Origin of the sequence: Paenisporosarcina macmurdoensis (assembly GCF_042658845.1) — a bacterium.
Lineage (GTDB): Bacteria > Bacillota > Bacilli > Bacillales_A > Planococcaceae > Paenisporosarcina > Paenisporosarcina macmurdoensis.
The window spans coordinates 57,851-72,931 of record NZ_JBHSRI010000005.1; the positions used below are offsets into that span (position 1 = coordinate 57,851).

The 15,081-nt window shown below is 36.0% G+C and carries 16 protein-coding genes and 1 pseudogene; 4 read left to right on the forward strand and 13 right to left on the reverse strand.

The window, feature by feature from the left end; genetic code table 11:
* From ACFPYN_RS05625 to ACFPYN_RS05635, 3 genes are all read right to left on the reverse strand, one after another.
* Positions 1–411, reverse strand: a complete 411-nt coding sequence (locus ACFPYN_RS05625) for a hypothetical protein (protein ID WP_377733033.1) — start codon at positions 409–411, stop codon at positions 1–3.
* Positions 404–1,210, reverse strand: coding sequence for a hypothetical protein (locus ACFPYN_RS05630; RefSeq protein WP_377733034.1), 807 nt, complete (start codon positions 1,208–1,210; stop codon positions 404–406). Before ACFPYN_RS05630 ends, ACFPYN_RS05625 begins: the two co-directional genes overlap by 8 nt.
* A gap of 96 nt (positions 1,211–1,306) precedes the next feature.
* Positions 1,307–1,453, reverse strand: coding sequence for a hypothetical protein (locus ACFPYN_RS05635; protein WP_377733035.1), 147 nt, complete (start codon positions 1,451–1,453; stop codon positions 1,307–1,309).
* Positions 1,454–2,253: 800 nt separating this feature from the next.
* On the opposite strand from ACFPYN_RS05635, the gene ACFPYN_RS05640 reads away from it, so the two are divergent.
* Positions 2,254–2,811, forward strand: coding sequence for a cysteine hydrolase family protein (locus ACFPYN_RS05640; RefSeq protein ID WP_377733036.1), 558 nt, complete (start codon positions 2,254–2,256; stop codon positions 2,809–2,811).
* Between the two features lie 409 nt (positions 2,812–3,220).
* Here ACFPYN_RS05640 and ACFPYN_RS05645 read toward each other — a convergent pair whose 3' ends face one another.
* The 5 genes from ACFPYN_RS05645 to ACFPYN_RS05665 form a co-directional block, all read right to left on the reverse strand.
* A complete protein-coding gene (locus ACFPYN_RS05645; RefSeq protein ID WP_377733037.1) occupies positions 3,221–4,693 on the reverse strand; it encodes a flavin monoamine oxidase family protein in 1,473 nt (490 codons plus the stop codon).
* 313 nt (positions 4,694–5,006) lie between these two features.
* Positions 5,007–5,444 carry a hypothetical protein gene (locus tag ACFPYN_RS05650; RefSeq protein ID WP_377733038.1) on the reverse strand — a complete coding sequence of 146 codons (438 nt, stop codon included), beginning with the start codon at positions 5,442–5,444 and terminating at the stop codon, positions 5,007–5,009.
* Between the two features lie 485 nt (positions 5,445–5,929).
* Positions 5,930–6,298, reverse strand: coding sequence for a response regulator (locus tag ACFPYN_RS05655; RefSeq protein WP_377733039.1), 369 nt, complete (start codon positions 6,296–6,298; stop codon positions 5,930–5,932).
* Positions 6,299–6,997: 699 nt separating this feature from the next.
* A complete protein-coding gene (locus tag ACFPYN_RS05660) occupies positions 6,998–7,294 on the reverse strand; it encodes a hypothetical protein (RefSeq protein WP_377733040.1) in 297 nt (98 codons plus the stop codon).
* A 1,336-nt stretch (positions 7,295–8,630) separates the two neighbouring features.
* On the reverse strand, positions 8,631–8,876 hold the full coding sequence (locus ACFPYN_RS05665; protein WP_377733041.1) for a hypothetical protein: 246 nt from the start codon (positions 8,874–8,876) through the stop codon (positions 8,631–8,633).
* Positions 8,877–9,197: 321 nt separating this feature from the next.
* On the opposite strand from ACFPYN_RS05665, the gene ACFPYN_RS05670 reads away from it, so the two are divergent.
* The 3 genes and pseudogenes from ACFPYN_RS05670 to ACFPYN_RS05680 all read left to right on the forward strand — a co-directional run bounded on the left by ACFPYN_RS05670 (position 9,198) and on the right by ACFPYN_RS05680 (position 11,202).
* Positions 9,198–9,545 (forward strand): DUF4260 domain-containing protein, encoded by a 348-nt coding sequence (locus ACFPYN_RS05670; protein ID WP_377733042.1) that lies wholly within the window; start codon positions 9,198–9,200, stop codon positions 9,543–9,545.
* Positions 9,546–10,048: 503 nt separating this feature from the next.
* Positions 10,049–10,093, forward strand: a pseudogene (locus ACFPYN_RS05675) (hypothetical protein); the annotation flags it as partial.
* A 137-nt stretch (positions 10,094–10,230) separates the two neighbouring features.
* The gene (locus ACFPYN_RS05680; protein WP_377733073.1) at positions 10,231–11,202 is read left to right on the forward strand and encodes an IS3 family transposase; all 972 of its coding nucleotides are present in this window, start codon (positions 10,231–10,233) and stop codon (positions 11,200–11,202) included.
* A 45-nt stretch (positions 11,203–11,247) separates the two neighbouring features.
* Here the strand turns inward: ACFPYN_RS05680 and ACFPYN_RS05685 are convergent, their stop codons facing one another.
* Genes ACFPYN_RS05685 through ACFPYN_RS05705 form a run of 5 tightly spaced genes read right to left on the reverse strand, consistent with a single transcriptional unit; the run spans position 11,248 to position 15,072 of the window.
* Complete coding sequence (locus ACFPYN_RS05685) at positions 11,248–11,496, reverse strand: AbrB/MazE/SpoVT family DNA-binding domain-containing protein (RefSeq protein WP_377733043.1); 249 nt, start codon at positions 11,494–11,496, stop codon at positions 11,248–11,250.
* A 12-nt stretch (positions 11,497–11,508) separates the two neighbouring features.
* On the reverse strand, positions 11,509–13,053 hold the full coding sequence (locus ACFPYN_RS05690; RefSeq protein WP_377733044.1) for a hypothetical protein: 1,545 nt from the start codon (positions 13,051–13,053) through the stop codon (positions 11,509–11,511).
* Between the two features lie 38 nt (positions 13,054–13,091).
* Positions 13,092–13,823 carry a hypothetical protein gene (locus ACFPYN_RS05695; RefSeq protein WP_377733045.1) on the reverse strand — a complete coding sequence of 244 codons (732 nt, stop codon included), beginning with the start codon at positions 13,821–13,823 and terminating at the stop codon, positions 13,092–13,094.
* 14 nt (positions 13,824–13,837) lie between these two features.
* Positions 13,838–14,863 (reverse strand): conjugal transfer protein TrbL family protein, encoded by a 1,026-nt coding sequence (locus tag ACFPYN_RS05700; protein WP_377733046.1) that lies wholly within the window; start codon positions 14,861–14,863, stop codon positions 13,838–13,840.
* Entirely contained in the window at positions 14,860–15,072 is a 213-nt protein-coding gene (locus ACFPYN_RS05705) for a hypothetical protein (protein ID WP_377733047.1), read from the reverse strand. The genes ACFPYN_RS05700 and ACFPYN_RS05705 overlap by 4 nt, the downstream gene beginning before the upstream one ends.
* Positions 15,073–15,081: the final 9 nt, after the last annotated feature.

Consider the following 15,081-nt stretch of genomic DNA (forward strand, 5'->3'; position numbering starts at 1 on the left):
TTATTCTTCATTCAATTGTTGTTCCTCTGAATTTTTAGTTGGATAATACAAATCTTTTCTTAAACATACGTCTCTGTGCGTCAGTCTTTCCCCTTTAAAGCGAAGCCAAATCTCATCATCGGCCATGACACCATGCGTATGATGGACAATGCCCCAGCGGTTATACGCTTGCATGCCTATTGCTTCAAGCAACTCCTTTGCATTTACACGTGTCGAGGGGAATGTACGCCACTTCAACCATTTTTCCAACTCATCTAATGTAATATGCCCCTCCATCTGAGGTGAAAATTGTTTATTAAAGTCTTCTATATAGTTAATGACATACGGGGTTCCACCATTTGCGGGACGTAAATCAACTGATGCAATCACATCATCCATCCACATCACATCAAACTTTGTGTAATCAACCACTTTTTTCACTTCCTTCACTAAATAAATGCTGAAATCTAGGGTCGCGAATCTGTGAATAAAGGACTTCTTTCGCACGGCCTAGCTCCATGGAAGACGCTTCCAACTTTCGGATAAGCTCATCTTTCCTAATAAAAGGCTCCCCCGTATATAGAGCAAGCTGTCTAGAAAATGAGGAATTTAATGGCTTTGCTTTTACCTTACGCATTAGTATTGTTAACGGTTTCCCGATTGGATAGTCTTTTACATCCGATAAAAGGCTAAGTCCATGATCAAAAATGGGTGCAAGCTCCCACGATTTATGGATGGGGTCATATAAAAAGAGAATGTTATTTGTGTGGCGATCCTCATTGAGTATCAATGCATCAAACGCGAATAAACGGGCCATTTCAGTTGAAACATTAAGTCCTGTGTACTCTTGGACATTTTGCATTAATGCCCGGAACTTTGCTTCAGTAGAGAGAGTTGCATTGTTTAAAATCTGGTCTGTCGAGGAGAAGTTTCCTTCAAATAAGCGTTCTAGCGTGACTTCCTGTTTTGTCCCCCGCAATTCTAGCGAATAGCAGCCTTGCGTAAGAACTCCGTTAGGCAATTCAATTTGGCAGGGATAATACGAAACATATGCTGATGAAGGCAGTGTCGAGCATTCTAAGACAAGGAATGCGAGAACTTCTGCCATATCCTCATAGCCTCTGGCATTTTGTTTTACCCACTTATTACAGATACTCCATTTCGATTGATCACCTTTACTTGAGGTGCTAACAATCGCAATAGCTTCTTGTGGAATTGTGATGGTAATCATCGGATCACCTCCATTAGGTAAGATTATTTTTATTAAATCGAATCGTCTTTTTTTACAGCTCCATTAGTTGTCCAGCTGACGTTATTCGATGCCTCTTTAAACTTCTCCAACAATTCCTGCCCTACTTAATCCTTTGGTCACTAAGCTTTCTAATAGTTGTTCAGCAAAATCACACGGCAATTTATGAACGGGTTTGATTACTACTCCACCGTCCACTAGTTGGACGGTGACTTCTTCCCGCAATTACAGTTCATCACCGTAAGCTTTTGGAATTGTTATTAATAATTTACTTTCATTATAATATACGTCTCCTCTATATGCATGGAAAGGTTTTTCCATAGATAAAAAGCCTGATTGGATTTCAGGCATTTACTGATCCATATATTGAATTAACTTCTTGATCCCATCTTTACTAATCCATGCCTCACCAATTTTTACGGCCCCTGTTGAAATCTTACCTGTAATCGCACACAACATAGGTTTGACGATGTGGTTCAATATTTTATGAGTATAATTACGGAAATCCGCTGACTCCCCCGAGCTTTTGCAAACCTGTAGAAGCCTCAAATCGATAAAGGAAAAATGGTTATGGAAATCCGGTACCTATACAATACAGAAGAGTAAGTGAATCAATTTTTTACGGAAGGGTTTGTTAGTTTTTTAGCACATTATATACTTTATAAAGTATAATAAGGAAAAATTAGGTTGATGCCAACAAGAACTCTGGAGATTTTTTTTTGGAATGATTGTTTGGGGTATACCGATAATTTTAATTTTTAGTCATTTTTATTTAGAAGGAAAAAGGTTAGTTAACTCGTTTAAGTAACCTGGCTTTATAGAGTGGCTTTTCTTTTGTAAAATCGCAATGATTTTTGAAGGTCGAATGCGTGAGAATTTATTAATAAAAGATGAATGGCATGATTCTCTTTTATACAGTATTTTAAATAGAGAATGGGATAACAAATAATCTATGATATTAACTTCCTGTCTTTGTTATATTAATGTAGTAAATGGTAAATTCAAATAAACCAGGGGGAGTTATCTTGAATAATGAAAAAAAGGCTTTAATTATAATCGATGTACAAAAAGCTTTTGATGATGAAAAATGGGGGAAACGAAACAATATACATGCAGAAATAAAAATTAGTGAAATATTAACACTTTGGAGAAAGAAGGGTTGGCAAGTAATACATATTCAACATATGTCCGATAACCCTAGTTCTTTATTTCATCCAGAGAATGACGGATTTGCTATTAAAGAATTGGTTAAACCCACAGTTGGAGAAGTAATAATAACAAAAAAAGTGAATAGTAGTTTTATCGGTACAAATTTAGAAGAGTTTCTAAAATTAAATTTTTTAACTACAGTATTCATTACAGGTTTGACTACGCCCCATTGTGTATCTACCACTACAAGAATGAGTGGGAATTTAGGTTTTAATACATATCTTATTTCGGATGCGACAGCTGCGTTTGGTATGAGAGACCAAAATGGAAAATATTATAATCCTGAGATTATACATAGTACAACTTTAGCTACCTTAAATACTGAGTTCGCTACTATACTAACAACGGAACAACTAATAAATAGAATAATTTAATATAAGCTTGATAAACTAACGGCTGCTTAGTTGAAGAACCGCTGCCTTTTAATTAATCTAGTTGGATACTTCCCAATCAGGTTGTTATGTCAACCTAGGGTGTATGCGCGATACATAAGCCCACCCTTCAGCCGGTCATGAATTTCGTGTGCTGAAGTTCTTCTTCATTTATGAAGAATCAGAAGAACAAATTAAAGACAAAAAGGCACTAATATCACTGGATCAAGTTGTGGTTTCCCCCAGGTCCAGAGCTTTTACCAATTTTATGACCCTTTTTTCTGTCCTCCATTTGTATTAAGGAGGACTTTTTTTATTTGATAGCAATATCAAGATCAATTGAGAGAGGAAATCAGCTCTATCCATAGGAACATCACTTTCCTTGAACTTCCCACTATCCTAAATATGATTTTCATCGTAAATCATTTACTTCATGTGCTACACGTATTCCAGACTCAATTGCAGCTTGTATCCAACCATGGGGCAGTGAAGTGTGTTCACCCGCAAAATGTACCCTTCCTTCGGGAGTTGAGAGAGAAGAAGCAATTTCTGTTTCTTGTTCAGATTTGAATAAAGCGAAAGCCCCACCTGAATATGGATTCTGAGCCCAACTGTAAGAATCTCCTGCAATAAATTCATCGTAAACTTGTTGCCCATGTATAGTCGCTAAGTTTTTTAAGGCTTGTTGAATTCTCTTTTCTTTACTCAAGCTGTCCCATGGAATGGCATCATCCTCCCAAGTATAGCTAGCTACTATGACCCCAGAATCGTTCTTTCCAGTTCCGTGGCTAGGATAATAACTAAATCGGATGGGTAGATCAGAAGTCGTTTGCCCACCCTTTATCCCTTCTTCTTCCCAAAATCTACGTTTGAACTGAAGTCCTATTTTTGTAGATGTCACATAATGAAGTTCTCGAATCGCTTTCCATTTGTTATGAGAAAAAGAATCGCGGGGTTCTACTTCAACGAATTGCAGAATTGAGAAAGGAATGGTCAAGATACAAATGTCACATGTTGTTTCCGTTGGTACTAGCGATTCTGTATTCTCGGAATGGATGGTGACTTTGTTGTTATGCTGCACAATTTTGGTCATCTGTTGTCCATACAAAATGTTTCCTTCTAATTGTGGGAGAAATGCTTTTGGGAGTTGATCATTTCCTCCAGTAATCTCATAGAAATTGATATCGGGGTTGAAAAGAATCATAAATTCACGTAATAAATCAAGAAAAGAGAGTTCAGACAAGCCCTCAATAGAAAGAAACACCTTAATCATTTCAATGGCACCAGGAGATAATGTCACCCCGTTAGGGTTATATCTTAAAAATCCGTCCATTGTGTATTTATCATACTCCTTTATGACCCAACTCCAATTTTCCAACGGATTTAGATTAATGAAGTCTATAACTGGTTGGATAACTGGTTGAATCAACTCCACCGCCGTTTTGCCCTTTTCGTCAGGGGCAACTGGGTAGCCAAGGATGTCAGGGTTCTGTTTATACAGATATTGGCGCGTTTTAACTCCATTTACATAGATCAGGTCGTTAGGCGTAGTGTTAATAAACGTATTTACTGGTAAGCGGAATTTTTTTATGAATTCCAAAGTCAAATAGTGATAATTTGGAATACGCATCGCTCCTGCTTCCATATACTGCCCATTGATAAAAGGGAATCGTATCGTATAGATACGTCCTCCGACTCTTTTAGCGGCTTCAAGGATGGTTACGTTGTGTCCAGCCTCCTTTAACAAAGAGGCAGCAACCAGTCCCGACATACCTGCCCCGACAATGAGTATCTTTTTAGGAGAGTGAGCTTTATTTAATCCATGTTGAATCGCTGAAATCATTTGATCCGGTAATAGAGTAGGAAATATGTGGGTCATATTCATTCTCCTTTGTATGCCCTCATCACACTCGAGATGTAAATCATCTCCAAATTTAGGGTTACAAACAATCTATTCTTTTAGACATACTTCTATGTATAAGAAAATTATATTCCCATAACAAATAGTCTTCTACGCAATCATTACGCAATTTTAAAATGTTTTGGAAAAACTAGAAAAAATAAACTAAATCATATTAAAAAGCCACTTAATTAAGTGGCTTTTTAATATGACCAGAGACTCTATTAATAATGGCCTGGATTGGGGGACTCATAGTAATGGTATTAATTCATTTTAGAGATAAGTGATATTAATTTGTTCACTCAATTACGACCAACACTCCTTCATTCTTTTCCAAATCCCTTATGTCGTTTCCAATGTTTTGTTCTCTTATCCATTGATGCACTTGAAACAGGCGGAAACCGAAGGCGATTTGGAGTATCCCGGTCATTCGATAGTGGAAGAAATCATTTTTTCTGAGTTTTACAAGAGCTTCTTCATAAGAAGTAAAACCGAGCTTTGAAAATAGAAACCAGTCTAATGCTTGTTTGACGTGCTCGGGATTCTTCCAATAGTTCATTGGCACGTTAGCAAGTTCCCATGGTTGGAATTGACCGGGATACACAGCATTAATGACTTGGTAAGGAGAATCGCCAAAAGAATTAAAAACACCACCAATTCCGTGCACTTTAAAAAAACGATAGTTGATTCTTAAAGGGATTTCATGATGAGCCATTTTGCATTTTTCTTCAATCATATATCGAACTACTTCAATTGCTCTTTTTTTCCCATTTTCCCCTATCCAATAATTGCAGGGAACTTGTTTGAATTCCCAAGGCTTAAACTTTCCTGGATAAGCATTTTCAATCAATGCGATAAAATCATTCCAACCCTGAACATAAGCAGCAGGTCTTAAACGATTACTCCATAAGGATTCGGCTTTGATTTTCTGAGGAATTTCTTCTACAGAAATTTCTAAGTACTCCTCAATAAGGTAACAAGTTATGAGAGCTAAATATTTCTTTCCCTGATCTCCTACAAAGAAGTAATTAGGAAATCGCAGTCTTTTTCCATTTAATACATCGCGATAAATTTGAATTACTTTTTCTTTTTCTGTTATAGGATATACCTCCTCTTTGAAAATTTATTAATTATTATCTACTTTAACCATATAGATTCGTTCTTAACCTTGCTCTATCATTAGAAATCACAGGAATAATGTGAACACTTCCTGATCCATTGTTATGTTAACTGGGTGTGTAACACACCTCTTATGACATCTCTTAGTTCAAAAATATCAAATGGTTTTATCATATAATGCGAAGCACCTAATTCCATTGTTTCTTGAATTAAATCAATCTCTCCAGACGCACTCATAATGACAACAGGAACATTTGGTGAGGTTATTTTAATCCTTTTTAGAACTTCTTTGCCATCCATGGAGGGGAGTTTCAAATCTAATAGGATTGCATCTAATTTTACATTTCGACTAATTTCAAGTGCTTCTATCCCACTAGCTGCAAGATATGTAGCTAGACCTTCTCTTTTAAATATCTCTTCCAACAATAATCGTATTCCTTGTTGGTCATCCACAATAAGAATTTTTTCCATATAAATGAACCCTCCATACTTTTTATCAAAATGATTCTATAGTGCGGTTTTTTTGAAAAATTAAATTTTTCAATCTATTCAATCTTATCTTACGTTTAGAAAATACTATTTAATTTTATTAAGAAAGTCCTTCCCTAAACGGGTGTTTATATCTACTATGCTGCATAGGGGCTGTTCAATAGCTAATGAAAAGTATTTGCAAAAGAAAAAGGCTGGAGTACTCCAACCTTAACGGATTCTGCTATTAGATAGTGTTCTATATAGTGCTACCCATTCCACGGTTCTTTGTTCTGATAATTTATAGTCCTTTTCTATTTCATACATGAGAGATCTTAATTTAATTACCAGTACACGTTCGCTAATATCAGAATGAATAATCTTTTCGTAAACCGCATTAATCTGTTTCAATGTCCTCATTATTTAGCCACCTTCTTCTTTGACCTTATTAGAGCACTTTTGCTAATACCTGTTGTTTCTCCAATGAGTTTCTAATAATTCTAAGGCGTGTGCTACTTGCCCCTAGAGAATAAGTCTAGTAAAGGGCATCTTCCACAGCTTTTTTATTGAGTAATGAAGTTGATTAAATTTCTCATCCCGGGTTGGTTTCTGGGACTTTGATAAAAAAGAAAAGAAAATCAAGGATAACTATTTTCTTTCAAAACAGAGGCAAACTGATTTCCAAATCGAAAGATTCTGAAGTCAGTTTTTATTTAGGTTTCGTATGGCAAAAAAATTTTGGACGTTGTGAGAGGGTGCTGTATGTGGCGTGGTGATAGCGTCTTGTCGTAGTATAGCCTTCTCAAGCTCAATTAGACGTGAACCTTGTTCATATAGGTCTTTCAATGGGATACCTCTCCTTTTCGCTGTACGTTCAAGTAGTTTTACCTCTTGGTGCATGGCATCAGATAGAATGCCTTTATCAATGTTTCTGTGTATCTGATAAAAAAAACCTGCTACCAGTTCTAGTGGTAATCTATCGTAAAAAGAATCCCCCATATACACATCCCCTTTCTTTTTTCATCTACTTTTGTTTATTTCTGTAACCTTTAACTATTTCCCTTCCTTTTTCAACAACAGTTTACAACTGTTCCTATTTTTATTTTCAACTGGACCAGCAGCTGTAAATAATTGCTTTACATTCAATACTTCCTCCACTTGAAATTTTCTATTTAGTTTGATTATAACCACATTTAAAAGAATAGTTTGATATTTTTGGAAATTTATATAAAACATGATATAGAAAAACTAGGTCATAATAAAACCACCCTATTTCTAAGGTGGCTAATCTAAGATATTCAGTCGTGTATCTATACTTAGTTTCTTATAGGTTACTGAACTTAGATTTATTGAACATTAATGAAAGAGTTAACCCTCAGAAAACACTGTAAATATGGGGTGTTCATTTACTGCCGGTTTTCTAATTAAAAAAGCCTGAAGCTATTTCAGGATTATACTGATCCATATATTGAATTAACAACTTATTTCCATCTTTACAAATCCATACCTCACTATTTTTAACGGCCACAGTCGAAATGTTACCTGTAATCGCACACACATAGATTTGACCATGTGTCTCAATGTTTTTTGAGTATAATTACTCCCCCCAGCCTTTGCAGACTGTAGTATTTTCAAATCAATAAAGAAAAAATGGTATCAATTTTTTACGGAAGGGTTTGTTAGTTTTTTAGTACATTAAATTCTTTATAAGGTATAATAAGGAAAAATTAGATTGAGACCGAAATGAGCTCTGGAGATTTTTTTATGGGATGATTGTATGGGGTATACCAATAATTTTAATACTTTTAGTCATTTTTTTTAAGGAAAAAGGTTAGTTAACTCGATTAAGTAACCTGGCTTTATAAAGTGGCTTTTCTTTTGGTTTATGAAGTTGAATACTTCCGAATTGTGGTGTTATGTCAACCTAAGGTGTATGCGCGATACAACCTGGTTCAGCGATCGAATCGATTTTAGGGGCGGTGAATTTATTATTTTGGACATAAGAAAAAACAGACGGGGGTCACCGACTGCTTGACGTTGAATAAATCGTTATGCTGTTCACTTATAATCAAAGCTTCGGTTAGGAGATTGATATCGCAAAGTATTTGTTCTTTAATAATAAAAACCTTGCATTTATAATAATCGTCTACTAATCGAGTAAGTTCTTGATACATAAGATTCATAGGTAACTCCTTTAATCTGAGTCTTTTATCATATCAATTATGTAATATTTTTGTAATTATTGAAAGAGTTTCGACAAAATTAGTAAAAAATACTTCCCAATTTGAGTGTTATGTCAACCTAGGGTTATACAAAATAAAAAAGCCCCATAATTTTAGAGGCTTTCTAAAATACCATATGAATTTAAAAGGTTTTCCAGTGCAGATGCTGCTTGGTTTATAGTTTCATAATCTTCAATGGTTTGAAATTGATGATTGGTTATTTCGATAGTCGACGGATATTCTTTACAAATAACTGAAGCTATTGGTTCGTCGTTCGTGGTACTAAATGTTTGTTTAATTTTCACATCATGATACTCACACATAAAATTTAACGAATTCTTGATACTTTCTAATGACATGTCTCCACTCTCCTCTTTTATTAGAAGATGATTAATAAAAGTCAAAAGAACCAAGGAATATATTTACTTAATCCTTATTCTAACATCTCTAATACTTGGAAACTATTACTAAAATATTACAGTAAGAATACAGAGAAAGACACTTCTGGCTGAATGCAATGTGGATAGTACTTCCTAGACCGGTAGTTATGTCAACCTACGGAGGTTTTACGGGCGGATCATCCAGTTGCTTGTTCAACTAACGAAGCAGTTTTAGTTTTAATAGGATATTAGCTAAAAATGAAGAATAGTGATTATGATGAAAAGAAAGGAGTTGACTGTATGAATAAAATTCTTTTGCACCTGGAGGGGCTTGCGGTCCTTTTATTTAGTCTTTATTTTTACTCTTATTTTCAATTTAGTTGGGTTTTGTTTTTCTTTTTGTTATTAGCTCCAGATGTATCAATGATAGGATATCTCTTTAATAATAGGACAGGTGCTATACTTTATAATTTAGTTCATACATACAGTTTAGCAATTTTTGTTATTATCTGCGGAATGTTATTTTCAAGCCAAATTGTCTTAGCAATAGGTATAATTTTGTCTTCACATATTGGTATGGATAGAATGATTGGTTACGGACTTAAATACCCTACAAATTTTAAGGATACGCATTTAAACCGTATTTGAACAACCGGCTGCCTTTACAAGGCGGCTTTTTTTATGGCCTAGATTTTAATCGTGTACCTATACTTAGTGTCGTATAGGTTACTGAACTTAGTTTGTTGAACGAGTTCTTGAACATTAACGAAAGAGTTAACCCTTAGAAAACACTGTAAATATAGGGTGTTCATTAACTCCTGGGTTTCAAATTAAAAAAGCCTGATTGGATGTACTGCACCCCGAAAGTTAGACCACCAAATCTAACTTTTGAGGTGTTTTTTGTGGTCAAATATGATAAAGAATTCAAGCAAAAAGTGGTTCACGCTTATTTAGCCGGTGAAGGTGGTTATTCCACCCTGGCTACTAGATTTGGAGTTCCAAGTAAAACGAATATAAGAAAATAGATCAGTGCGTTTCAAGAATTTGGGGAACAGGGCTTGGTTACTAAAAAGGCAAATGCAATTTATCCTGTTCAATTTAAATTAGATGTCCTAAACTATAAGGAAAGAACAAGAGATTCCTTTAAAGAAGTGGCTAGAAAATTTGGCATTCCTGAACCGTCTTTAATTCTAAATTGGTGGAGGAAATGGCAAACTGAAGGTGTTGAAGGACTCTCTAAATCAAAGGGGCGTCCATCAATGTCTAACAATCCAAAGAATAAAAAGTACGAGAAAAAATTGACGAAGGAACAACAGCTTTTAAAAGAAATCGAATTACTTCGTGCGGAAAATGCCTATTTAAAAAAGCTCCGAGCTTCAGGGATAAATATTCCGAGCCGACTGCTAAAACTGAATCCAGAGTCATCAATGAACTCAGAAAAGAATTCAAATTAGCCGTTATTCTTGAAGCAATAGCTTTTCCAAAGGTCACCTATATGCATTGGAAAAAGCGATTAAACGAACCTAATCCAGATGAAGAGATTGAAAACATGATCAAGGAGATTGTAGACAAGAATGATGAAAATTACGGTTATCGTCGAATTGATATAGATTTACGCAAGAGAGGCTATTGCGTAAATCACAAAAAGATCCTTCGGATTACTAACAAGCTTGACATGACATGTAAATCCTTCACACGGAAGTCTAGGAAATATAGTACGTACAAAGGAACAGTTGGCACGACTTCAAAAAACCTTGTCAATCGTAGATTTTATACAAGCATCCCCTATCAAAAACTAACGACTGATACAACCGAATTTAAATTTTACGAGACGAATGCGAATGGGAAGTTAATCATTAAGAAGGCTTATTTAGATCCGTTTTTAGATATGTTTAATAGTGAGATTTTATCCTACCGGCTCTCAGAACGCCCAAATGCAAAAGCTATCATGGACGCCTTGGATGAAGCAATAGAAATAGCAAAAAACTGCACCTATCGAACGACGATACACTCTGATCAGGGTTGGGCGTATCAAATGAAGTCATATGTAAAGAAGCTAAAAGATAATGGGATATTCCAAAGTATGTCCCGAAAAGGAAACTGTCTGGATAATTCGCTTATGGAAAACTTCTTCGGCATAATGAAACAGGAAATGTATTACGGGAAAGTTTATCGCTCTTTTGAAGAGCTGAAGCAAGCAGTGAGTAAGTATATTTATTACTATAACAATGAACGGATAAAAGCAAAATTGACTGGCATGAGCCCGGTTGAATACCGTCTCCATACCAGCCAAGAAGCTGCTTAAATATTTTGGTCTAACTTTTGGGGTTCAGTGCAGGATTTCAGGCTTTTACTGATCCATATATTCAATTAACTTCTTGATGCCTTCTTTACTAATCCATGCTTCCCCAATTTTCACGGCTTCACTAGAGACCTTGCCTGTAATCGCACATACATATGTTTGACGATGAGGTTCAATAATGATTTGGGTCTCATTAAAGGAGATGTCAATCTGATCTCCATTATCCAATTGGAAACGGTCCAAAATGTCTTTTGGCAGGACGATTCTTCCTAACTTCCCTATACGTTTGGTATGCAATGATTCAACACCTCACAATCCAATGGTTTTTTTCAAGCCTGTTATTTCTTTCTTAACTCCATTCATTTTTTGCATCGCTTTTGAAACTTTCGCCAAGTCCTTACTCTCACCAATCGTTTTTTGCAGTAATTCTTGTTGTTCTTCCAGCGCTTTTAAATCAACGGCTACTTTCTCAGCGGTTAATACACGATTCATCAATCCATCATTCTCGGGTGCCTTTTCAACGACAAATGATTTAGCTCCTGCAATATCCCCTGTCTGAAGATAGGCGGTCACAATATGAGTTTTTCGTTCATCTGTCAACTCGACTAAATCTTGATTAGCCAGGACTTGTTCCCACTCCTTTGCGAGCACACCTTTTGCAAACTCAATGTGTGGATTGGAGACCTTCAACATTTCTTGCAAACGATCCAATTCGTCTGATTGATTTTGCTTCGTCATGTGCTCCGTGAGTTGACTGACCGCATCCTCATCTTTTGCCAGATACTTTTCATAAGCCCCATGTTTCATCCAGAGTTGATGCAACAACTCCTTCTCATCTTTATTTAGACTTTCGTACTCCCTTGATTCCAAAGCCTTCATAACACTTTCGGTATCTCCTAGCAGTCCATCCACATACACTTGCTCTATGTCTTTGGTTTCTTGCTGTGATGCTGATTGTCGTTCAGATGACTCCGCATTCTTGTTAGCGCTTGTTAAAAGGATGCTCAATAATAGCGCACCAACTAAAATAATCGCTGTTCCAATTAAGAAGCGCATCTTGCTTTCTTTTTGACTTATTGGTTTCTGTTTTGTCGGAGAAGTCGATAAGTCTGTACGGATTTCAGGGCGTTTACCGGATTTTTGATGAAGAAATTGAACTGGAATAAGGTTAGGAATGGAGAAGCGCTTTTTATTAGCTAATCGTTGCGCTAGTTCTTCTTGTTCTAGTTGTTTTCGCTCTTCACTTTCATCGTACAACGATTGAATGAAAGATGCCATATGATCTAACGAGTCTAATCGTAAATAAATCATTTCAGCAAATTGGATCACTTCTTCGCTCTGTTCGAAAAAGTCACTACGTTTAGGTCGACCATACACATGTTGCAAGCTCGTTAACGAAATAATAATCAATTCTTTAACCGCATTGATTCGTGACTTCTCATTTTCAATTGTAAAAGCTTGGTGTTCAATGACGAGCGCTTTTACCGATGCATCTTCTACATCAATTACCAGGTTCTCAGTTTCCCACAAAACCTCAACTTGTTTTTCTTTAGCCAGTTGAATTAATGAAAGATAGTACGGCAATTTATCTTCTAAATACATCTTTTTTAATGCATTAAATGATTGGAGACTTGTCACATCATACGTATAGCAGACTTGTCCAGATTGAAAGCTGATGTCTTTTGCAGGTAAATATAGATCTGATTCTTGCAGCGTTTGCAATTTATCTTTATACCATGTCTGCACTTGATTCATCTCTTGTGTATTAAACGTCGATAGGGGTTGTAAATAGGAAATCGTATTTCCTTCAATCTCAAACGTCCCCACCCTATTTGCAATCGTTCGAATGACCATTATCTTATCATTCCTTTCATCTCTAACTTAGCGAGGTTTTATTGAAGTTTAGGATAATTGGATAACAGTTCTTCTACTTCCTGCTTAAACTCATCCTCTTCTTCCTCAACTTCACTTTCTGGAACGTCGGATTTTATCTCTTTAAATTCGTTATCTAATTCGTCTAAATAGAATGCTTTTCCGGAAATAAAAGGATTTGATGTCATCACAAGATCTCCATTTTTTGATTTCACAAAACGTAATTCCGATTTCTCCAACTCTTGATCTTCCACATTGAATTTGCTTTTCACATTTTGAAAGATTAATTGTGAGAGACCAAAAACTTCAGAAGTATAAGTTGAGTAATCCGTTTTATCAAAATCAATCTCTGGTATTGCAACACCATCATACTTACAATTCCCTAGTGGACACGCCTCTGATGCTGTGGCTTCAAAAGAAACAGTTAAATCCCCTTCTTCTCCGATTATCCCGTTAGGATACTGTTCTAGAAATGGCTTAAGAATAGTTTCTTTTGCTAACTCTTGTAACGGTTCAGACAATTGACCGTCTTTGTCTTGCTCAATTTCTCCAGTTGCAATTGCTTCTGTTGCTTTCGTTTGAAACTCACTTGATTTCTCTTCTAACAAATGAACCATTTCGTTTGCCATCTGCACATCGCTTTCTGTAAATACATCTGTATCTACAGATTCCTTTTGAGTCTTTTCACTGTTACAAGCCCCTAGCATTAGTACTATAGATAGTATTACTCCTAATATTATTAATTTTTTCATTTCATTCACTCCTTTTATCTTCTCGCATGCCTTGCCACATATTTCACTGTCGAGCCCATCGCTCTCGCAGATCCTGTAGATGCTCCAAATTGGCTCAATAACGTTGGAATGGATAGTCCAACGATGAAAAACAGCATTCCGATTAAAAAGTTTCCATTTTGTAAATTAATCAATGTTTTCACGCCTAAAACAAAACACAACAATTGTAGCGTTAACGTTAAAATGTTGCTGACTACGATTTTGAGCCATAAACTAAAGAAATTGTATTGGTCATTTACAATCGTTGGAATGGCCATGACGCCTGAAATGTAAAGAACTACAAATAGTACAGTCCTATACAAGATGGATATGAAGAAAACAAATAAGATGGCCGATACCACTAACATTAAAATGATTCCGTAACCAACTGAATTTACAGCTAATACCTGCATAATGTTATAGTGTGTAACCGGATCTGTTAACATCGTTTCTGTCAGAAGATGTGTCAGTTCCAATATCCAATCGAACAATTCCCCATATATCCCGAGTAGTATGGCTCCCGTTATGACCGCAATCACTTTTTCATAAAGCGTATTCATGCCTTCATCGCCATTTGCTGAATACAAAATAACTATTTTAACGGTCTGCCAAACAAGAAAGATAGCCGTCATCGTCCATGCTAGTGATTTAAAGTTCAACATATACCCTTCATAGGTTGGGTTTCCTGTAATCACTGAAGAATCAATTTGGAATTTCCCGAAGCTATCGATTGCTCCAAATACAAACCCACTGACTGTTGTAAATAAGAATCCATTTGTTTGGCACATGACTTCATACCACTTACAATTAAATTGATTCGTTTCATGATCGTATTTATCTAAATATAAAACATTTTGCATATATCCTTCTGCTCTTTTAACATCTGCTTCTTTCACTCCATCAGTACTTCGATAGTCCTTTATTGTATCTTCCATAAATTCACCTTCAGCAGCCTCTACACCATTCACCATAAACATAGATAGCAGCAACAGCCCAAAGACTAACAAGATGTGTTTCTTCATCCTCCAACACCTCCATTCATGAGGGTAAGTAACAGGATGACGACTGGAATACACCCGAAAAACCCGACTCGCAAGACCACACCTTTTTTAATTTCAATAACTTCTTGCGCACTAAGTGGCTTATCATACTGCAATTCATACTGGCGACTGGCTTGCTCCAGTTGCTTTTTAGCTAGTCGATCAATGATGGTCTCCAAGAGTTGATTCACCCTTCGTTG